This is a genomic window from Streptomyces sp. NPDC048257 (assembly GCF_043201855.1).
GTDB lineage: Bacteria > Actinomycetota > Actinomycetes > Streptomycetales > Streptomycetaceae > Streptomyces.
In genome coordinates, this window is sequence record NZ_JBICZI010000009.1 from 44,417 (window position 1) to 64,430 (window position 20,014).

Sequence of the window (20,014 nt, forward strand, 5' to 3'; positions counted from 1 at the left end):
CGGGGTACACATGTCGCGTGAACCGAACCGATGTTCTTGAAATCGATGCCCCTCGCGACGCGGTCGGGCTGCGTGAGCTCGCTTCCCGGCACGCGCTGCTGCCCCTGCGGATCTTCCTCGGCGTGACCTTCGTGTACGCGGGGATCGACAAGCTGACCGATCCGGCGTTCCTCTCCGCCTCCGGCGAGGGCTCGATCGGCGACCTGATGCGCGGGGTGCGCGACACCTCCGCCACTCCCGCCCTGGTGGACCTGGCGCTGAACTCGCCCGTCGGCTTCGCCGTCGCCCTGGCCATCGGGGAGATCCTGGTCGGCCTCGGGGCCCTGGTGGGCCTGCTGACCCGTATCGCGGCCGTCGGCGGGGCGCTGATCGCGCTCAGCCTGTGGTTCACGGTGTCGTGGGCGGTGACCCCGTACTACTACGGCAACGACCTGATCTACATGATGGCGTGGATCCCGCTGATCCTCGCCGGGGCGCCCTACCTGTCGCTGGACTCGGTGATCCGGTCGCGCCTGTCCCGGCGTACGGCGTAGGTCACCAGCCCCACCAGTGCGGCGAGCGTGAGCCCGCCCATGGTCATCGGGATGATCGCGAACCAGGGCAGGTCCGCCCGGCCGGTGTTGTCGAGCAGATGGAGCCCGCCCGCCACCACCAGGACCAGCCCCGCGATCAGCCGTCCCGGCTGGAACTCATGACGCCGCACGGGCCACCTCCACCTGTCCGATACCCGCAGTGAGGTGCAGGTCGATCGTTCCGCCGGCCTCGGTGCCGGCAGCCGGCGCGAGGGTCTCCGTACGGTTCTGCTTTCCGGTCCGCTCGATGCGGTCCGCGCGGTCCCCGGGCATCTGCACGTCACCCAGCCGCCCGATCGTGACATCGGCCTGCGCGGTGACCTCCCGCGGCAGGACCACCTTGAGCCGGCCCGCGTCGATCGTGGCCTCGACGGCCACGGTGGTGCCCTTCGGCACGTCCAGGCGGCTCAGGTCCAAGGTGGCGAGCCCGGTGCCCGCCTCGTACACGGGCCGTACGTCGGCCACCGCGGCCGGACGCCACTCGACCCGCTGCCAGTCCGTGCCGATCTCCCGGGGCAGTACGGCCGCCCCCGCGAGCAGCCCCGAGGTGAACACGGCGAGCACGATCGTGCCGAAGCCGGTGCGGCCCAGCAGGGAGCTGACCGCGAGTCCCAGACCGAAGACGATCAGCGCGGCCGCGAGCCCCGTCTGCAGGGCCTCGCCCAGCGGATGGCCCTCCCAGTCGACGGCGGTCCCCGCGATCCCGGCCAGCAGCGCCAGGACGAAGACCCGGCCGCCGATGCCGCCGCGCGGGCGGGCCGGGGCGACGGGCGCCTTCGCGGCCGACTCCGGGATGCGCCCGTCCGCCGCCGGCTCGGCGCTGTCGTCGGGCCCCCACAGGTATCCCGTCCCGCCGACCGGGCCGGTCGTACCGTCCTTGACCAGCGGGTCCCGCCACCAGGAGGGACCACCGGGGGTGGGCGGCGCCTGCGTCTCCGGCGGGGCGGGCGAGAGGGGGGTGCGGTGGGCGCCGCCGCCGCCCGGCTCGGGCGCCTGCGCCTCGGGCGGGCAGGTGTGCCGCTGCCGCTGCGACCAGTACGCGGCCCCGCCCAGCGCCAGGACGACCAGCACCGAGAAGGCCGCCAGCCCGCCGTTGTCCAGCATCGACAGGAACAGCGCGCAGCCCACCAGCGCGGCGAACACCGCCGCCAGCGTGGCACCCTCGACCCGGCCGGCCAGCAACTTCTTCGCCTCGCTGTCCTCCTCGCCCTCCTGGGGGAGCAGCAGCCACGCGAAGCCGTAGAAGATCAGCCCGACGCCGCCGGTGACCGCGAGGACACCGAGCACGATGCGGAAGACCACCGGGTCCAGGTCGAAGTACCGGCCGAGACCGCCGCACACGCCCGCCAGGACCTTGTCGCGCTTGCTGCGGCGCAGGGGTGGCCTGGCATCGGCGGCCCGGGGGGCCCCGGGCTCGGCCGGCGGGGCGTCGTGTACTTCGGTCATGGGTCCATGGTGACGGCCCGCGGAAGCGCGCGGCATCCGGCCCTACCCTGGTGCAACCCTGATATCCCCCCGGTGGAAGTGGGGGGATGCCCTGATGCCCGGCCCCCGCCGGGCATGTGACCCTTGGTGACATGCCCGTAGCCGCCGCCTCCCGCACCCCGCACGCACCGGACGCCGACGAAGTGCCGCAGCGCAAGCTCTACCGCAGCGCGGACGGGCGGATGCTCGGCGGTGTCGCGCGCGGTCTCGCCGGGCACCTGGGGCTGCCCGTGATCTGGGTCCGGCTCGCGTTCCTCCTGCTGTTCATGTGGGGCGACGGGCTCGGCGTGCTGCTCTACGCCGCGTTCTGGGTCTTCGTACCGCTCGGCGTCGGCGGCCGGACCGGGCACCGCTCCTTCTTCGAGACCCTCCCCGACGGCACCCGCCGGCTGCGCAAACCCGACCGCGGGCAGATCACCGCGCTGATCGCCCTGTTCATCGGCGCGGGCATCTTCATCTCCAAGGTCCAGTTCGGCGGCGAGTCCGGCAGGTACGTGTGGCCGACGCTGCTGGTCGGGGCCGGAGTGGTGCTCGTATGGCGGCAGGCCGACAACGCCCGCCGCGCCCACTGGTCCGCGGCCGCCGGACGGCACGGGCGCCTCCTGCAGGCCGCCCGGGCCCTCGCCGGTGTCGCCCTGGTCGGGGTGGGCCTGACCGTCTTCATCGTCGTACGGGGCTCCGCCGCGCAGCTCGGCAACGTCCTCACCGCCACCCTCGCCGTCCTCGTCGGCGTGGCCCTGCTCGCCGGACCCTGGCTGATCCGGATGACGCAGGACCTCTCCGAGGAACGCCTGATGCGCATCCGCGCCCAGGAGCGCGCCGAGGTCGCCGCCCACGTGCACGACTCGGTGCTGCACACCCTCACCCTGATCCAGCGCAACGCGGAGGACGTCTCCGAGGTACGCCGCCTCGCGCGGGCGCAGGAACGCGAACTGCGGAACTGGCTCTACAAGCCCGAGGGCACCGGCAAGGACGAGGCGGAGGAGCCGGCCACCCTCGCGGAGGCCGTGAAGAAGACCGCCGCCGAGGTGGAGGACCACCACGGCGTCCCGATCGAGGTCGTGGTCGTCGGCGACTGCCCGCTCGACGAACGGCTGGCGGCACAGGTCCAGGCCGCGCGCGAGGCGATGGTCAACGCCGCCAAGTACGGTGGCGAGGGCGGGCCGGTACAGGTGTACGCGGAGGTGGAGGGGCAGACGGTGTTCGTGTCCGTACGGGACCGTGGACCCGGCTTCGACATCGACGCGGTACCGGGCGACCGGATGGGCGTACGAGAATCGATCATCGGCCGGATGCAGCGCAACGGCGGGACCGCACGGCTGCGGTCCGCGCCCGACGGCGGCACGGAAGTCGAGCTGGAGATGGAGAGGGCGGCGAACACAGCATGACCGAGTCCGGAGAGAACGCAGGCGCGGGGGAGACCAGGCGCGTCCGGGTGGTGCTCGTCGACGACCACAGGATGTTCCGCACGGGAGTACAGGCCGAGATCGGCGAGACCGGGCGGACCGGCGTCGAGGTCGTCGGCGAGGCCGCCGACGTCGACCAGGCCGTCACCGTCATCACCGCCACCCGGCCCGAGGTGGTCCTGCTCGACGTGCACCTGCCCGGCGGCGGTGGCGTCGAGGTGCTGCGGCGCTGCGCCCCGCTGATGGGGGCGGCCGAGAACCCGGTACGGTTCCTGGCGCTGTCGGTGTCGGACGCGGCCGAGGACGTCATCGGGGTCATCCGGGGCGGTGCGCGCGGGTACGTCACCAAGACCATCACCGGCACCGACCTGGTGGACTCGGTCTTCCGCGTGCAGGACGGCGACGCGGTGTTCTCGCCGCGGCTGGCGGGCTTCGTCCTCGACGCGTTCGCCTCGACGGACGCGCCGCCGGTGGACGAGGACCTGGACCGGCTCACCCAGCGCGAGCGCGAGGTGCTGCGGCTGATCGCGCGCGGGTACGCGTACAAGGAGATCGCCAAGCAGCTGTTCATCTCGGTGAAGACGGTGGAGTCGCACGTCTCGGCCGTGCTCAGGAAGCTCCAGCTGTCCAACCGGCACGAGCTGACCCGCTGGGCCACGGCCCGCCGCCTGGTGTGACACCCGGTGTGACGCCCGGCCCCTGACACCCGGCCCCTGACACCCGGCGCCCGACCTGCGGTGTGACCGACACCGCAGGTCGGACGGGCAACCGGGAGGGCTCACCCCGCCCTCTACGGTGGCGTGATGAGCTTGACGGGGACCCCCTTCTTCGTGGCGGTGATCGCGCTGACCGCGATCGCCGTCATCCTTCCGCTGGCCGTGTGGAGCAAGGTGCGCGGCCCTGCCGTCGCACGCACCGCGCTGCGCGCGCTGATGGTGGTGTTCGCCCAGGTCACAGCCGTCGCCGTGGTGTTCGTCGCGGTCAACCGGGCCGAGCACTTCTATGCCTCCTGGGGAGATCTGTTCGGCACCGGCAAGTACGTCACGGCCGCCCCCGACCTCGGCCCGGACGGGCTCGGCGGCAAGAAGGTCGAAGAGGCCCCGAAGGTGCTCCAGCAGTTCCAGCCGGTGGAGGGCCTCGGCGGGCGGGTCCGCAAGACCGAGCTCGACGGCAAGATCTCGGGGGTCAAGGGCGACGTCATGGTGTGGCTGCCGCCGCAGTACGACGATCCGGCCTACAAGGACAAGAAGTTCCCGGTGGTCGAGCTGATACCGGGCATACCGGGGACGGGGAAGTCCTGGTTCCAGGGGCTCAAGGCGCACGAGGTGCTGGAGCCGCTGATGAAGAGCGGCAAGGTGCATCCGTTCATCCTGGTCTCGCCGCGCGCCATGCTCGTCGGAAACGGCGACACCGGCTGCGCCAACATCCCCGGCAAGGTCAACGCGGACAGCTGGTTCAGCGTCGACGTCCGCAAGATGGTCGTCGACAACTTCCGCGCCTCGGACGAGGCCCGCACCTGGGGCGTGGCCGGATACTCGGCCGGCGCCTACTGCGCAGCCAAGCTGGCGATCGCCCACCCCGACCGCTACAGCGCGGCCGTCTCCCTGTCCGGCTACAACGACCCCGGTCAGGAACCCTCCTCACTGGTCGCCAAGGACCCGGAACTGCGCCGCACGCACAACCTGAAGCACCTCCTGCAGACCGCGCCCACCCCGCCGGCGGTGGCGCTGTGGATGTCGGGCGCCGAGCACGACGGCTACCTGTCCGGCACGGACCTCAAGGCGATCGCGAAGACCCCGACCGTGGTGCACGCGGAGAAGGTCGTCGGCGGCCACAACCTCGAATCGTGGTCCAGGCAGCTGCCGCAGACCTTCGGCTGGCTGAGCACGGTGGTCAAGAAGCCGTAGCCGGTCCGGTCCTACGCGGGGCGGGAGGCGCCGGCCCAGGGCATCGAGTCGAGCGGCGCCAGCCGGACGGTCGATCCGGGGCGCGGGGCGTGGATCATCTGGCCGTTGCCGATGTAGAGGCCGACGTGGGTGACCCCGGAGTAGAAGAACACCAGGTCGCCGGGGGCCAGCTGGTCGCGGGACACGCGCCGGCCGGCGTTGATCTGGGTGTAGGTGGTGCGGGGCAGGGAGACCCCGGCCGAGCGCCAGGCCGCCTGGGTCAGGCCGGAGCAGTCGAAGGACCCCGGGCCCGTAGCGCCCCAGACGTACGGCTTGCCGATCGCCCCGTACGCGAAGGCCACGGCGCGGGCCGCGCGCGAGCCGTCGGCGGCGGGCGGGGGCGCGGGCGTGCTGCCCTTCGGGGCGGCGGGTGCGGCGGCCGGTCCGCCGGACGACTGGGCCTCGTAGGCGGCCCGCTCCTCGGCGGTGAGCCGGGCCAGCAGGTTCTTGGCGGCGGCGAGCTTCTTCTCGATCACGGCCTTGTGGCCGGCGAGTTCGTCCTGCCGGGAGCGGAGGTCGGCGAGGTGTCCGGTGGCCTGCTCCCGCAGCTTCCCGACCTCGTCGAGCCGGCGGCGCACGGTGCTGATCCCGGCGGCGTTGCGGTCGCCGGCGCGGGTGATGAAGGAGGCCTGGGAGAGGTACTCCTGCGGGTCGGACGCCAGCGCGAGCTGTACGGCGGTGCCCAGGGATCCGCTGCGGTACTGGGAGGCGGCGAGCGTTCCGAGCGCGCTGCGGGCGGTGTTGAGCTGGTCGGTCTTGCGGGCGGTCTCCTCGCGCAGTCCGGTCAGCGCGCGTTCGGCCTCGTCCGCCTGTTCCTTCGCCCCGTTGTACCGCTCGGTCGCCGCCTCGGCCTCCTCGTAGAGCCGGTCCACCTCCGACTTGACCTGGGCGGGGGTGGGCCGGGGGTCGGCCTGGGAGGTGCCTTCGAAGGCGGTGGCGGTGGCAGCGCCCGCGAGGGCGAGGGTGGCGGCGGTCGTCCGTGCCGTGCCGCCGGAGAGCGTGCGCTGCCTGGGCTTTCGATGACTGGCCACGAGGGCCTCACGTCCTTCCTCTGTCGGTGCTTGGAGGAGGACGCTAGACCCGGAGGTAACGGGCGGATGACGAGATGATCGTAAGTGGCTCGATGCGACCGGAGCTGGCCGCTCAGGACCGGAATGGATCGCTCCGGTGCGGGTCAGTGCCAGAGAACGGCGATGAAGATGTTGATCACGGTCAGCCCGCCGACCGCTGCGAACAGCCCCTTCTCCACCCGCTCCTCGTCGCGCTTGACGTAGACGAGGCAGAGGATCACGAAGAGGATCGCGAGCTTCACGCCGACCTTGACGTTGTTGACCGGCGTCCCGTCGATCTGGTTGAAGCCGACCAGGAGCACGCCGGTGACGAGCATGGTGAGCGCGCCGTGCAGCATGGCGGGCGTGAAGCGGGCAGTGCCCGCGCTCATCGCCTTCGTCTGGGTCAGGAAGCCGCCGAGGAGCGAGGCGATCCCGATGATGTGCAGGCCGACGAAGACATTGATGAGTACGTCCATGGCGTCGAGCGTACGGGGTGGTCCCGGGCGGCTTTCCACCGGCCGCAGGGGTGGAGCGGAGGGCCTCCTCAGCCGCGGAAATAGGCCGGTTCGCCGGTGTGGCGGGGGCGATGATCATGCGCGTTGTCCGTACGAGATCTGCGTACAGTGAGGGCATGCCTGCCGCAGCCGATCCGACCCACCCCGCCGCCGACCGCATCGAACTGGTCGAGGTCCTCGCCGCGCTCGGGCATCCCGTCCGGCTGGAGATCGTCCGCAAGCTCGCCACCAGTCGCGAGGCCTTCTGTGGGGAGGTCGTACCGGACCTGCCCAGGTCGAGCGTCACGCACCACCTCAAGACGCTGCGCGAGAGCGGCGTGATCTGCCAGCGACCCCAGGGCCGCAAGCTCTACCTCGCGCTGCGCCGTGACGACCTGGAGCGAAGCTTCCCCGGCCTGCTGCAGATCGTGCTGGGCAAGGCCCTCCCCTCGGGGGAATTTCCCGGGGCGGAACCGGCTGTCGGTCCCGCCCCCTAAACTCGGAAGGCGATGAGCAGCCTCTTTGACGACAGTTTCCTGGCCGACCTCACCCCCTCCGACGAGGTCCCGCCGCCGCCCGAGGACCACGCCGCCCCGGAAACGGGCGCGGACGATCTCTTCGGGGGCCGGTTCGACGTGCCCATGAGCGGGGATGCGTACTACCGGGACGGCGCCCCCAGGCCCGTCATCGACCCGGCGGCGCTCCTGGACGGGCTCAACACGGAGCAGAAGGCCGCCGTGGTGCACGCGGGCTCCCCGCTGCTCATCGTGGCCGGCGCCGGCTCCGGCAAGACCCGGGTGCTGACCCACCGCATCGGGCACCTGCTGTCCGCGCGGAACGTCCACCCCGGCCAGATCCTGGCGATCACCTTCACCAACAAGGCCGCCGGTGAGATGAAGGAGCGCGTCGAGGGCCTGGTCGGCCCGCGCGCCAACGCCATGTGGGTCTCCACCTTCCACAGCGCGTGCGTGCGCATCCTGCGCCGCGAGTCCAAGCGGCTCGGCTTCACGTCCTCGTTCTCGATCTACGACGCGGCCGACTCGAAGCGCCTCATGGCGCTCGTCTGCCGCGACCTGGACCTGGACCCGAAGAAGTTCCCGCCGAAGGCCTTCAACGCCAAGATCTCGAACCTGAAGAACGAGCTGATCGACGAGGAAGCCTTCGCCGACCAGGCCGCCGACGGTTTCGAGAAGACGCTCGCCCAGGCGTACGCGATGTACCAGGGGCGGCTGCGCGAGGCCAACGCCCTCGACTTCGACGACATCATCATGACCACGGTCCACCTGCTCCAGGCGTTCCCGGACGTCGCCGAGCACTACCGGCGCCGCTTCCGGCACGTCCTGGTCGACGAGTACCAGGACACCAACCACGCGCAGTACACCCTGGTGCGCGAGCTGGTCGGTACCGGCTACCCGGACCTGCCCCCGGCCGAGCTGTGCGTGGTGGGTGACGCCGACCAGTCGATCTACGCCTTCCGCGGCGCGACCATCCGCAACATCCTCCAGTTCGAGGAGGACTACAAGGACGCGACGACGATCCTGCTGGAGCAGAACTACCGCTCCACGCAGACGATCCTCTCCGCCGCCAACGCGGTCATCGAGCGCAACGAGAACCGCCGCGCCAAGAACCTGTGGACCGAGGCCGGCACCGGCGCCGTCATCACGGGCTACGTCGCGGACACCGAGCACGACGAGGCGCAGTTCGTCGCCGACGAGATCGACCGGCTGACGGACGCGGGCGACGCCAAGGCCGGCGACGTCGCGATCTTCTACCGGACGAACGCGCAGTCGCGTGTGTTCGAGGAGATCTTCATCCGGGTCGGCCTGCCCTACAAGGTCGTCGGTGGCGTCCGCTTCTACGAGCGCAAGGAGGTCCGCGACGTCCTCGCGTACCTGCGCGTGCTGGCGAACCCGGAGGACAACGTCCCGCTGCGGCGCATCCTGAACGTGCCCAAGCGCGGAATCGGCGAGCGCGCCGAGGCGATGATCGACGCCCTCGCGATGCGCGAGAAGATCACCTTCCCGCAGGCGCTGCGGCGCGTGGACGAGGCCTTCGGCATGGCCGCGCGCTCCACCAACGCGGTGAAGCGGTTCAACGTGCTGATGGAGGAGCTGCGCACGATCGTCGACTCGGGCGCGGGCCCGGCGGTGGTGCTGGAGGCGGTGCTGGAGCGTACGGGCTACCTCGCCGAACTCCAGGCGTCGACCGACCCCCAGGACGAGACCCGGATCGAGAACCTGCAGGAGCTCGCGGCGGTGGCGCTGGAGTTCGAGCAGGCGCGCGAGGCCGCGGCGGCCGAGGCCGCCGAGACCGGGGCCCCGGCTCCCGGGCCCGGCACCCTGGCCGAGTTCCTGGAGCAGGTCGCGCTCGTCGCCGACTCCGACCAGATCCCGGACGAGGACACGGAGGGCACGGGCGTCATCACGCTGATGACCCTGCATACCGCGAAGGGCCTTGAGTTCCCGGTGGTCTTCCTGACCGGCATGGAGGACGGGGTCTTCCCGCACATGCGGGCGCTGGGCCAGACCAAGGAGCTGGAGGAGGAGCGCCGCCTCGCGTACGTGGGCATCACCCGGGCGCGCGAGCGGCTGTACCTGACCCGCTCGAGCATGCGCAGCGCGTGGGGCACCCCCTCGTACAACCCGCCGTCGCGGTTCCTGGAGGAGATTCCGGCCGAGTACCTCCAGTGGAAGCGGACGGGCGCTACGCAGAAGCCGGCCGGTCCGATGCGGAGCTCGGGGTACGGATCGTCCTCGTCCGGCTCGGGGAAGGCGACGTTCGGCACCTCGCCGGAGGCGTTCCTGTCCTCGTCGCGTACGAAGTCGGGGCCGTCCGGATTCGCGACGCGGCGGGCCGCCGACAAGCCGGTCATCGCCCTGGTGGTCGGGGACCGGGTCACGCACGACCAGTTCGGGCTCGGCACCGTCATGGAGGTCAAGGGAGCGGGCGCGGACGCGCAGGCCACCATCGACTTCGGGGACGACAAGCCCAAGCGGCTGCTGCTGCGGTACGCGCCGGTGCAGAAGCTGTAGGAGGGCGGCGGAAGGCCGCGCGGCCCTCGGGCTACGCGGCCTTCGGCGTACGCGGTGCTGGTGCTTCGGGGGGCCCGGTGGTCAGCGCGGGTCCAGGTCGTGGCTGCGGAGCCACGCCAGGGGGTCGATCGCGGAGCCGCCGCCGGGCCGGACCTCGAAGTGCAGGTGCGGGCCGGTGGAGTTGCCGGAGTTGCCCGAGTAGGCGATGACGTCGCCCGCCTTGACCTTGCCGCCGCGGATCTTGGTGGAGCTGAGGTGGCAGTACCAGGTCTCGGTGCCGTCGGGCGCGGTCACTATGGCCATGTTCCCGTACGCGCTGTTGTACTGGGTGCGCACGGTGCCGTCGGTGGCCGCCATGACCGGGGTTCCGTAGGAGACCGGGAAGTCGATGCCGGTGTGCACCGACATCCACATGCCGCCGGCCTGCCCGAAGTTGGCGCTGAGGCCGTGCTGCTCGACGGGGATGGCGAACTTGGGGCGGGCGGCCTCCTTGGCCGCGGCCTCCTCCGCCTTCTTCTTCTTTTCCTCTTCCTGGCGCTCGCGCAGGTCGATGCGCTCCTGCGTGCGGCTCGCGCGGTCAGCGAAGTCGCCCGCGTCGGCGCTGAGCGCGACCAGTTGGGTGTCGAGCTTGGTGTTCGCCGCGACCGGCTTCACCGAGGCCGGGTCGGGCGCGGCCATCGTGGTGGTGTCGTCGGCGGGCCGGTCCGTGCCGGTGAGGCCGCCGACGGAGGCGGCCGCGACACCCGCGACGCCCATCACGCAGGCGGAGGGAACGGCCACGGTCAGCAGGGCGGAACGCTTCGCCGGGCTGCGGCGCCGGCTGCTGTTGCCGCTGCCGCTGCCGCCGCCCGCCTTGGCGGCGGTCCGGCGCGCGGTGCGCGGGGCGGTGGTCACGGGCATGGCCTGGGTGGGGAGGTCGTGGACCTCGGCCAGTGCGTGGACCTCGGGCAGCTCGTCGACCTTGGGCAACTCGTGGACTTCGTGCAGGTCCTGGACCTCGTGCAGCGCGTGGGCCTGGGGCGTCTCGTCGGAGAGCACCTCGAAGACGGCGGTTTCGCTGTACGTCCCGGTCGGGGTCCCGTAGGCGTAGCCGACGGAGGTCGCCTCGTACGTGTACTCCTGCTGAGCCGGGGCCGGCGCGGGCTGGTACTCGTAGGCGTAGGCGGCCTCGGGCTGCGCCGGGGTCTCGGCGACGGTGTTCCAGGCGGTGGCGTCGTAGGCGCCGGTCTCGGCGGCGGTGGTGCCGTAGCCCGGCATCGCCCAGTGCCCGGTCTGCTCGCCGGAGGTGTCGTAGCCGAAGGAGGGCTGCTGGTACCCGGTGTAGCCGGAGTAGTCCGTGCTCGGCGTGTTCCAGGCGTTCGCGTCCCAGCTCCCGGTGGTGTCCTCGGGGGCGGCCTGGGTCGGGATCGTGGACATGTAAGGGTCCTGCGAGGTCCACGCCGTGGTGTCGTACGCGCCGGTGTCATAGGAGCCGTAGGCGGCGTAGTTGACCCCCTGGCCCTGCGTTTCGTAGGAAACGTAGGTCGAGTCACCAGCGAAAGCGGTGGTGGAAAGGCCGTCATACCCGGCATCCGGGTACTGGCCCGACGAGGGGCGGTCGTTCACCAACTTCTCTTTCGCCTCGGCAGTGGGGCCTGGGTGGCCGGGAACTCAAGGTTCACCGGAGGAGAGCAGTGGCGTGACTGTACCCGGCGGTTACTCGCATCGACAATCTTCGCCGGGGCTCCAGATCTCCGGAACCGGGCATTCGGCCGTCTTTCGGTCGCCGAAAGACGCACCCTTGGCCTTGAGTTCGAAATCCGTTCGACTGCTGGTTGCTCGTCGGCTAGGCGACGGAGGCGGTGTCCGAGCCCGTGACGGCGGTCAGACCGGGCCCGTCGAGGGCGCGCCGGACCGCCGTGATGACGGCCGGGTGGGCGGGCAGTGCGAGATGTCCGATACCGGTGACCTGCACGTTTTCCACACGCAGATCCGGGTGTTCGATGCGCGCGGACCCGACCGGGGCCATCAGCGCGTCGAACTCGCTCCAGAACGCCACGCACCGGGTGGTGCAGCCGGGCGCGGGCGCGGCCAGCTCGGTCAGCACCTCGGAGTCCGGCCGCATCTGCCGCACCAGCGGGTGCGCGTCCATGAAGGGGGCGACCCGCGTGCCGGAATGCGGGGTGCCGAGGGTGACCAGGGTCCGGACGCGGGCGTCGCCGCCGAGGCGCTGCACGTAGTACCGGCCGACCAGTCCGCCCAGGCTGTGCCCGATCAGCTCCACCCGCTCCTGTCCGGTGCGCTCGCACAGCTCCTCGACACGCCGGGCGAGATGGCGGGCGGTGACGCGCAGATCGAGGGTGAAGGGCGAGTAGTTGTACGCCTCCACGTGGCGGCCCCCCGCTCCCAGGGCGCGGCGGAGCAGGACGAAGACGGACCGGTTGTCGGTGAATCCGTGGAGGAGGAGGATGGGCGGCCGTGTCGCGGGCGGGCGGACGGTGACCTTCTCCTGGCACACTCCGGTGGGGTACAGCAGGAGGTGCCCGCCGAGCACCACCACCTCGAGCGCGCCGGCCCGCAGCGCGGCGCCGGACAAGGGCATGGACATGGGTATGAACAGCCCCATCGACGGCCTCCCCTGAGCCTTGGTGGGACTCCGGCTGTCGCGCCACCGTGCCGTGCGGCTGTCGGCACGGTGGCGCAATGCCGTCCCACGTGTGATTTCCCCCTCGTGGTTGACCGCGAAACGGCGGCGTGCGCGATGCTGTACTTAACGTTCGTTCACTCGGGAGGCAGTGCGATGGGTGTGACCGGTCCGATCCGTGTGGTGGTGGCCAAGCCGGGTCTCGACGGCCACGACCGCGGGGCCAAGGTGATCGCGCGGGCGCTGCGGGACGCGGGCATGGAGGTCATCTACACCGGCCTCCACCAGACCCCCGAGCAGATCGTGGACACCGCCATCCAGGAGGACGCCGACGCGATCGGCCTCTCGATCCTCTCCGGCGCCCACAACACGCTTTTCGCGCGCGTGCTGGAACTCCTCAGGGAGCGCGACGCGGAGGACATCAAGGTCTTCGGCGGCGGCATCATTCCGGAGGACGACATCGCCCCCCTGAAGGAGAAGGGCGTGGCCGAGATCTTCACCCCCGGCGCGACCACCACCGCCATCGTGGAGTGGGTCCGCGCCCACGTCCGCCAGTAGCGGGACCGGCCCCGCCCGGGACCGGGCGAGGCCGGGCGGGCACGCCAACGCGTCCCCGCCCAGCCCCGGCAGGTCAGGCCGGGGCCAGTTCCGCCAGCATCGCCGCGCGCAGCCGGAGGGTGGCCACCAGCCGCGTGAAGGCCTCCGCCCAGTAGGCGGCCGCGCCGGGAGCCGCGTCCGGCAGGTCCTCCGCGGCCGCGGTCAGGGCCTCCAGCCGGCCCGCCTCCGCGGGGTCGAGGCAGCGCTCCGCCAAGCCCATCACCCCGCTGAAGCTCCACGGGTAGCTGCCCGCGTCCCGGGCCGAGTCCAGCGCGTCCACGACCGCGCGGCCCAGTGCCCCCGCCCACGGCACCACGCACACCCCGAGCAGCTGGAACGCCTCCGACAGCCCGTGCGCCCGTATGAACTGCGCGACCCACTCCGCCCGTTCGGCGTCCGGCAGGGTCTCCAGCAGCTTGGCCCGCTCCGCGAGCGAGGCCGTGCCCGGACCCGCAGCGGGCGGCGCCGACGCCGGGCCGAGCAGGGCCCGCGACCACGCTGCGTCGCGCTGGCGCACAGCGGCCCGGCACCACGCGGCGTGCAGCTCCTCCGTCCAGCCGTCGCCCGCGGCCACCGGCAGCGCCACTATCTCCGCCGGGTCGAGCCCCCCGAACCGTGCCCGCCAGCACGACAGCGGAGCCGCCTCCACCAACTGGCCGAGCCACCAGGCCCGCTCCCCGCGCCCGGCCGGCGGCCGCTTGACCACCCCGTCGCGGAGCATCCCCGCATCGCACTCGGCCGGCGGATCCACCCCCTCCGGGCCGACGCAGGCCAGCGCGCGCTCTGCCATCCGGCCGGCCAGCGCCGAAGCCGGCAGCGCGGAGAGCAGTTCGGCGGCCGTGGCGCGGACGTTGCGGCTGCGGTCACCGAGCGCCGCCTCCAGGAAGGGCTCGTCCTCCTGCGACAGCCCCACCCTCAGCGAATCGAGGAACATCAGCCGGTCCTCGGCCCGTTCGGTGGCCCAGGTCGTCATCAGCAGCCGCGGCGCGGCCGCCGCCTCGTGCGCCCGTACGGCGCCGAGCAGGGCGACCCGCTCCGCGAACAGCCCCTCCTGCCAGAGTCGTTCCACCCCCGCCCGGTCCGTCACGTCCGGCAACTCACCGGCGCCGCCCGCCCCGCCGCGCAGGGCGAACCGCCAGTCCGGATTCAGCCGCGCCAGCCACAGCCCCCGCGTGCCGGCCAGGGCCAGTGCCTGCGGCCGCAGGTCCGTACGGGCCCGGGCCGCGTCCAGCAGCGCCGGTACGAGCGCGTTCGGCGAGCGGTAGCCGTGCCGCGCGGCCGCGGCCAGCCACTGGGGCAGCAGCTCCGTCAGATCCGGGGCGGTCCCGCGCCGGCCGCCGCCGTTGACCGGGCCACTGCGGCCGGCCAGCAACTGCGCGAGCCGGCGGCCGGCCGCCTGCGGTGGCGCCGGCCGGGGGTCCCGGGGTGCGGGCTCCGGTCGCGGGCCCGCCTCGGCCGGCCGCAGCCCGGCCCGGCGCCGTACGGCGTGCACGGCCGCCGCGTCCAGCAGCGCCTCCGGCGAGCCCGCCGGGTGCTCGCCCCGGCGCCGATCGGTGCCCAGCAGCGCGGTGGCCACCAGCTGTTCCCACTCCCCGTACCCCTCGTCACCCTTGTCCATCGGACCCCTCCCTCGTCGCTCGTCGTTCGTCGCGTCCCGTGCTCCGGTCCCGCCCCCTCCACGGGACCGGAGCTGTCGATGTCCCCGTCTGCCTGCGCTAGCTGGCGTGGTTGTCGTTCATAAGAGCCCCCCGGCTTCTCGTCGTTGCGCGTACGTCGCCCCCCGGCGCCGTACCTCTCCTCGCCGCCCCTGTGGGACGGCACAGAATCCCCCAGGCCCCCTGCGATGTGTTCGTGTCGTCGTTCCCGGTCAGGACAGGGCGACCGGCTCGTCCGAGCCCGGTTGCCAGGCCGTCAGAGGGGTGAAGCCGCGGTGGCCGCATTCGCCGAACACCGTCACCGGGCCCCCGCCCGACAACGCGGCCAGCTGCCACAGGCCCCCGCGGGAGCGGCTGCCGCCCCCGGTGAGGGGCACCGGCAGGGCGGAGGCGCCCTCCGCGTCCGCCAGCTGCCAGCCGGGCTCTCCCGGTATCGGGATCACCGGCCCGAGCACCACCGGCCAGGACTCCAGCCACGGGTCCTCCCGCAGCGCCGCCCCGTACGCCTCCAGCGCCGCCTCCGTGCTCACCCCGACCGGAACCTCCGCGCCCGGCACGGCCGCCGCGAACCTCTCACCGAGGTCCGCCCGCAGCCCCGCCGACCCGGGCCGGAAGCGCATCTCCGCCTCCAGCACCAGTCCCACCGGCAGCGCCAGCCCCGGCGGCCGCCCGGGCGGCCCGAAGTCCAGCACCAGAGCGGGCCGCCCGCCCGCCAGCCCGCGCAGCCATATCCGGCGGGTGGTGAGCCGGCCGTCCGGCGACACCGTGTCGTACTGGGCGAGCACCAGCCATCGGTCCCGTACGGCCTCCCCCTCCCCGGAGGCCGGCAGTCCCACCCGGCTGCGCACCGTCGCCGCCAGCTCCTGCGGCAGCCCGGCCACCCCCAGCCAGGCCCGGTCGAGCAGGTGCAGCAGCGCCGCCTCCTCCAGCATCCGGGCGGGCCAGCCGGGGCCGCAACTGGGTATCGTCCCCAACTCCCTTACGCGACCCGCCAGTCCGGGTGCCTGCGCGTCGACCATCCGGGCCGCGGTCTCCTCCCATGCCGCGTACCCGGCCTGGTCCTGGCCCGCGAAACCGCCGCGCAGCAGATCGGCCAGCCGCTGCTCCAGCTCGGTGACGCCCGCGCCGATGCGCGCCGCCCGCCGCTCGGCCCGCCGGCGGGCCGCCTCCTCGTCGGCCGGCGCGGCCTTCCCGGCGGCCGGCCGCGCGGCCTTGGCCGCCCGGTCGGCCAGCCACTGCGCGGCCCACTCCGGCGCCTCGGCCGGCTCGCCGACCCCCTCCGCCGACCAGAGCAGCAACAGCCCCAGCGCGTGCTTGCAGGGGAACTTCCGGCTCGGACAGGAGCACTTGTAGGCCGGGCCCGTCAGGTCCACGACCGTGCGGTACGGCTTGCTCCCGCTGCCCTTGCACAACCCCCACACCGAACCGGAAGCGGAACCTCCGATCTGCAACCACGGCCCTGCCCCGCCGAGTCTGCCCCCCGCCCTGCGTGAGGCATCGTCAGGAGCCAGATCCAGTACCTGTTCCGCCGTCCAGCGGCCCCCCTGATCAGTCATGTGAACCACCGTAGAGACCCCCACTGACAATCGCCCTGACCTGCAACAACGCGATGAGCAAGGTCCGTTGTCAGTGGCGTGGTGCACCTTGGGTGCAGCAGTCGGAAGCGGCTGCCGAGCATTGGAGGGGGACCATGACCACGCACGGGAACGACCAGCCGGCAGAGGCTCTGCGACCGCACGCCGAAGACGCCTTCGCACACGAACTGAAAGCCCTGGCGGCAGCCGACGACCGGCCGCGCCCGACCCGCTGGAAACTCTCCCCGTGGGCCGTCGCCACGTACCTGCTCGGCGGCACGCTCGACGACGGCACGCTGATCACACCCAAGTACGTGGGGCCGCGCCGCATCGTCGAAGTCGCCGTCACCACCCTGGCCACCGACCGCGCCCTGCTCCTGCTGGGCGTCCCCGGCACCGCCAAGACATGGGTGTCCGAACACCTCGCCGCCGCCGTCAGCGGAGACTCCACCCTCCTCGTCCAGGGCACCGCCGGCACCCCCGAGGAAGCCATCCGGTACGGCTGGAACTACGCCCGGCTGCTCGCCCACGGCCCCAGCCGCGAGGCGCTCGTCCCCAGCCCCGTCATGCGGGCCATGGCCGACGGCATGACCGCCCGCGTCGAGGAGCTCACCCGCATCCCCGCCGACGTCCAGGACACCCTCATCACCGTCCTGTCCGAGAAGACCCTCCCGATACCGGAACTCGGCGATGAGGTGCAGGCCGTCCGCGGCTTCAACCTCATCGCCACCGCCAACGACCGCGACCGCGGGGTCAACGAGCTCTCCAGCGCGCTGCGCCGCCGCTTCAACACCGTGGTGCTCCCGCTGCCCGCCACCGCCGACGCCGAGGTCGACATCGTCGCCCGCCGCGTCGACCAGATGGGCCGCGCCCTCGACCTGCCGGCCGCGCCCGAAGGCCTCGAGGAGATCCGCCGCGTCGTCACCGTCTTCCGCGAGCTGCGCGACGGCGTCACCGGCGACGGCCGGACGAAGGTGAAGTCGCCCAGCGGCACGCTGTCCACCGCCGAGGCCATCTCCGTCGTCACCGGCGGCCTGGCCCTGGCCGCCCACTTCGGGGACGGGGTCCTGCGCCCCTCCGACGTGGCCGCCGGGATCCTCGGCGCCGTGGTCCGCGACCCGGCGGCCGACAAGGTGGTCTGGCAGGAGTACCTGGAGGCCGTGGTCCGCGAGCGCGACGGCTGGAAGGACTTCTACCGGGCCTGCCGGGAGGTGACCGTATGAGCCCCGCCGCCGCGCGGGCCGGGGGACCGCTGCTGCTGGGCGTACGGCACCACGGGCCCGGCTCGGCCCGAGCCGTCCGGGCGGCCCTGGAGCAGGCCCGGCCCGAGGCCGTGCTGATCGAGGGACCGCCCGAAGGGGACGCGCTGCTGCCGCTCGCCGCCGAGGAGGGGATGCGGCCGCCCGTCGCGCTCCTCGCGCACGCGGCGGACGATCCGGGCCGGGCGGCGTTCTGGCCGCTGGCCGGGTTCTCGCCCGAATGGGTGGCCGTCCGCTGGGCCCAGCAGCACGACGTCCCGGTCCGGTTCATCGACCTCCCGGCGGCTCACTCGCTCGCGGCCGACGGGGACCGTCAGGAGGGGGGCGAGTCCGACGCCGTCCGGCTGGACCCCCTCGCCGTGCTGGCCGAGACCGCCGGATACGACGACCCCGAGCGCTGGTGGGAGGACGTCGTCGAGCACCGCGGCGCCACAGGCGTACGGGAGGACGTGCTCGGCGCCTTCGAGGCGCTCGGGGAGGCCATGGGCGCCCTGCGCGAGGCGTACGGCGACGGCGGCCACCACCGCGACCTGGTGCGCGAGGCGTACATGCGGCAGCGGATGCGGGCCGCCCGCCGGGAGTTCGGCGATGCCTACGCCGTGGTGTGCGGGGCCTGGCACGTCCCGGCGCTGAAGGCCAGGACCACCGTGGCCGCCGACAGGGCACTGCTGAGCGGCCTGCCCAAGATCAAGGTCGAGACCACCTGGGTGCCCTGGACGCACCGCAGGCTCGCCCGGGCCGGCGGGTACGGCGCGGGGATCACCTCGCCCGGCTGGTACGCCCACCTGTTCACCGCCCGGGACCGGCCCGTCGAGCGCTGGCTGACCAAGGTCGCCGGCCTGCTGCGCGAGGAGGACCGGCAGGTCTCCTCGGCGCACGTCATCGAGGCGGTCCGGCTGGCCGACATCCTGGCCGCGATGCGCGGAAGGCCGCTGCCCGGCCTGACGGAGACCCTGGAGGCGGTCCGGGCGGTGATGTGCGACGGCTCCGACATACCGCTCGCACTGATCGAGGACCGGCTCGTCGTCGGCGACGTGCTCGGCGAGGTCCCGGACGGGGCCCCCGTCGTACCCCTCCAGCGGGACCTGACCCGGCAGCAGCGCACGCTGCGGCTCAAGGCCGAGGCACAGGAGCGCGAGCTGGAGCTGGACCTGCGCAAGGACACCGATACGGCGAAGTCCCTGCTGCTGCACCGGCTGCGGCTGCTCGGCATCGGGTGGGGCCTGCCCGCCGCCTCCAGGTCCGGCACCGGAACCTTTCGGGAGACCTGGCGGCTCCGCTGGGAGCCGGAGCTGTCCGTGCGGATCGCCGAGGCCGGGATATGGGGCACCACCGTCCTCGGGGCGGCCACCGCCAAGGCCGAGGCGGACGCCGCCGGAGCCGAGGAGCTCGGCGAGGTGACGGCTCTGGCCGAGCAGTGCCTGCTGGCCGGGCTCGCGCAGGCGCTGCCCGCCGTACTGCGCGCCCTCGCGGACCGCGCCGCGCTGGACAGCGACGTGGCGCGGCTCGCCAAGGCCCTGCCGGCCCTGGCCCGTTCGCTGCGGTACGGGGACGTGCGCGGCACCGACGCGACGGCGCTCGCCGTCGTGGCGGCCGGGCTCGCCGAGCGGATATGCGTGGCGCTGCCGTCGGCCTGCACGGCCGGACTGGACGCCGACGCGGCGGCGGAGATGCGCGCGCACGTGGACGGGGTGCACGGGGCCGTCGGCCTGCTGGCGGACGCGGACGAAGGGCTGCGGGATCGCTGGTCCGCGGTGCTCACGACGCTGGCCGGCCGGGACACCGTCCCGGGCCTGCTCCGCGGCCGGGCGGCCAGGCTGCTCCTGGACGACGGCCGGCTGCCGGCCGCGGAGACGGCCCGACTGATGGGGCTCGCCCTGTCCCCGGCCTCGTCCCCGGCCGACGCGGCGGGCTGGATCGAGGGCTTCGCGGGCGGGAGTTCGGGCGGGGGCACGCTGCTGGTCCACGACGACCGGCTGCTGGGCCTGATCGACACCTGGCTGGTCGGGGTGCCGGAGCGCGCCTTCACCGACGTGCTCCCGCTGCTGCGGCGGACGTTCGGGGCGTACGAGCCGGGCGTGAAGCGGACCCTGGGCGAGCTGGTCCGGCGCGGCCCCGGCGTTCCCGCAGCCGCGACCCCGGCGTCCTCGGCGCCCGAGGGCTTCGCCCCGGAGCTGGACCCGGTCCGGGCGGACGCGGTGGTGGGGCTGGTGCGGATGTTGCTCGCGCCGGCCTGAAGGGCTGCCCGTGCCCGCCAAGGGGGCGGCGCGGTTGCCGGGGGCGCTGCCCCCGGACCCCCGCGCCTCAATCGCCGGAGGG

The 20,014-nt window shown here is 73.1% G+C and carries 17 protein-coding genes; 9 read left to right on the plus strand and 8 right to left on the minus strand.

The features are described from left to right. Positions 1 to 17 precede the first annotated feature (17 nt). Positions 18 to 533: a TQO small subunit DoxD gene (locus tag ACGFZK_RS19525; protein ID WP_393850114.1), complete on the plus strand. Its 516-nt coding sequence runs from the start codon at positions 18 to 20 to the stop codon at positions 531 to 533. On the opposite strand, the gene ACGFZK_RS19530 is transcribed toward ACGFZK_RS19525, so the two are convergent. Together ACGFZK_RS19530 and ACGFZK_RS19535 are read right to left on the minus strand one after the other, a co-directional pair. Continuing rightward, positions 479 to 703: a hypothetical protein gene (locus ACGFZK_RS19530; protein ID WP_393850115.1), complete on the minus strand. Its 225-nt coding sequence runs from the start codon at positions 701 to 703 to the stop codon at positions 479 to 481. The two genes, ACGFZK_RS19525 and ACGFZK_RS19530, sit on opposite strands and share 55 nt — an antisense overlap. Further along, the gene (locus tag ACGFZK_RS19535; RefSeq protein WP_393850116.1) at positions 690 to 2,018 is read right to left on the minus strand and encodes a PspC domain-containing protein; all 1,329 of its coding nucleotides are present in this window, start codon (positions 2,016 to 2,018) and stop codon (positions 690 to 692) included. The genes ACGFZK_RS19530 and ACGFZK_RS19535 overlap by 14 nt, the downstream gene beginning before the upstream one ends. Positions 2,019 to 2,149: 131 nt before the next feature. Here ACGFZK_RS19535 and ACGFZK_RS19540 point away from each other — a divergent pair, with 131 nt between their 5' ends. From ACGFZK_RS19540 to ACGFZK_RS19550, 3 genes are all read left to right on the plus strand, one after another. Then, positions 2,150 to 3,445 carry a PspC domain-containing protein gene (locus tag ACGFZK_RS19540; RefSeq protein ID WP_393850117.1) on the plus strand — a complete coding sequence of 432 codons (1,296 nt, stop codon included), beginning with the start codon at positions 2,150 to 2,152 and terminating at the stop codon, positions 3,443 to 3,445. Continuing rightward, entirely contained in the window at positions 3,442 to 4,140 is a 699-nt protein-coding gene (locus ACGFZK_RS19545) for a LuxR C-terminal-related transcriptional regulator (protein WP_393850118.1), read from the plus strand. Before ACGFZK_RS19540 ends, ACGFZK_RS19545 begins: the two co-directional genes overlap by 4 nt. 126 nt (positions 4,141 to 4,266) lie before the next feature. Beyond that, positions 4,267 to 5,370 (plus strand): alpha/beta hydrolase, encoded by a 1,104-nt coding sequence (locus ACGFZK_RS19550; protein WP_393850119.1) that lies wholly within the window; start codon positions 4,267 to 4,269, stop codon positions 5,368 to 5,370. Between the two features lie 11 nt (positions 5,371 to 5,381). Here the strand turns inward: ACGFZK_RS19550 and ACGFZK_RS19555 are convergent, their stop codons facing one another. Both ACGFZK_RS19555 and ACGFZK_RS19560 read right to left on the minus strand, forming a co-directional pair. Next, on the minus strand, positions 5,382 to 6,440 hold the full coding sequence (locus ACGFZK_RS19555) for an NlpC/P60 family protein (protein WP_393850120.1): 1,059 nt from the start codon (positions 6,438 to 6,440) through the stop codon (positions 5,382 to 5,384). A 143-nt stretch (positions 6,441 to 6,583) separates the two neighbouring features. After that, positions 6,584 to 6,937, minus strand: a complete 354-nt coding sequence (locus ACGFZK_RS19560; protein WP_393850121.1) for a hypothetical protein — start codon at positions 6,935 to 6,937, stop codon at positions 6,584 to 6,586. 155 nt (positions 6,938 to 7,092) lie between these two features. On the opposite strand from ACGFZK_RS19560, the gene ACGFZK_RS19565 reads away from it, so the two are divergent. Both ACGFZK_RS19565 and pcrA read left to right on the plus strand, forming a co-directional pair. Further along, positions 7,093 to 7,452, plus strand: a complete 360-nt coding sequence (locus ACGFZK_RS19565) for an ArsR/SmtB family transcription factor (RefSeq protein ID WP_393850122.1) — start codon at positions 7,093 to 7,095, stop codon at positions 7,450 to 7,452. Between the two features lie 12 nt (positions 7,453 to 7,464). After that, entirely contained in the window at positions 7,465 to 9,987 is a 2,523-nt protein-coding gene (gene pcrA / locus ACGFZK_RS19570; RefSeq protein WP_393850123.1) for a DNA helicase PcrA, read from the plus strand. 81 nt (positions 9,988 to 10,068) lie between these two features. Here pcrA and ACGFZK_RS19575 read toward each other — a convergent pair whose 3' ends face one another. Both ACGFZK_RS19575 and ACGFZK_RS19580 read right to left on the minus strand, forming a co-directional pair. Beyond that, on the minus strand, positions 10,069 to 11,592 hold the full coding sequence (locus tag ACGFZK_RS19575; RefSeq protein ID WP_393850124.1) for a M23 family metallopeptidase: 1,524 nt from the start codon (positions 11,590 to 11,592) through the stop codon (positions 10,069 to 10,071). Positions 11,593 to 11,812: 220 nt separating this feature from the next. After that, complete coding sequence (locus ACGFZK_RS19580) at positions 11,813 to 12,592, minus strand: esterase/lipase family protein (protein WP_393850125.1); 780 nt, start codon at positions 12,590 to 12,592, stop codon at positions 11,813 to 11,815. Positions 12,593 to 12,766: 174 nt separating this feature from the next. Here ACGFZK_RS19580 and ACGFZK_RS19585 point away from each other — a divergent pair, with 174 nt between their 5' ends. Next, positions 12,767 to 13,168: a cobalamin B12-binding domain-containing protein gene (locus ACGFZK_RS19585; RefSeq protein WP_393850126.1), complete on the plus strand. Its 402-nt coding sequence runs from the start codon at positions 12,767 to 12,769 to the stop codon at positions 13,166 to 13,168. A gap of 73 nt (positions 13,169 to 13,241) precedes the next feature. On the opposite strand, the gene ACGFZK_RS19590 is transcribed toward ACGFZK_RS19585, so the two are convergent. Both ACGFZK_RS19590 and ACGFZK_RS19595 read right to left on the minus strand, forming a co-directional pair. Further along, on the minus strand, positions 13,242 to 14,825 hold the full coding sequence (locus ACGFZK_RS19590; protein WP_393850127.1) for a DUF5691 domain-containing protein: 1,584 nt from the start codon (positions 14,823 to 14,825) through the stop codon (positions 13,242 to 13,244). 249 nt (positions 14,826 to 15,074) lie between these two features. After that, on the minus strand, positions 15,075 to 16,418 hold the full coding sequence (locus ACGFZK_RS19595) for an SWIM zinc finger family protein (protein WP_393850128.1): 1,344 nt from the start codon (positions 16,416 to 16,418) through the stop codon (positions 15,075 to 15,077). Positions 16,419 to 16,552: 134 nt separating this feature from the next. Here ACGFZK_RS19595 and ACGFZK_RS19600 point away from each other — a divergent pair, with 134 nt between their 5' ends. Continuing rightward, positions 16,553 to 17,659, plus strand: a complete 1,107-nt coding sequence (locus ACGFZK_RS19600) for an AAA family ATPase (RefSeq protein WP_393850129.1) — start codon at positions 16,553 to 16,555, stop codon at positions 17,657 to 17,659. Continuing rightward, the gene (locus ACGFZK_RS19605) at positions 17,656 to 19,932 is read left to right on the plus strand and encodes a DUF5682 family protein (RefSeq protein WP_393850130.1); all 2,277 of its coding nucleotides are present in this window, start codon (positions 17,656 to 17,658) and stop codon (positions 19,930 to 19,932) included. Before ACGFZK_RS19600 ends, ACGFZK_RS19605 begins: the two co-directional genes overlap by 4 nt. The last annotated feature ends 82 nt before the right edge of the window (positions 19,933 to 20,014 follow it).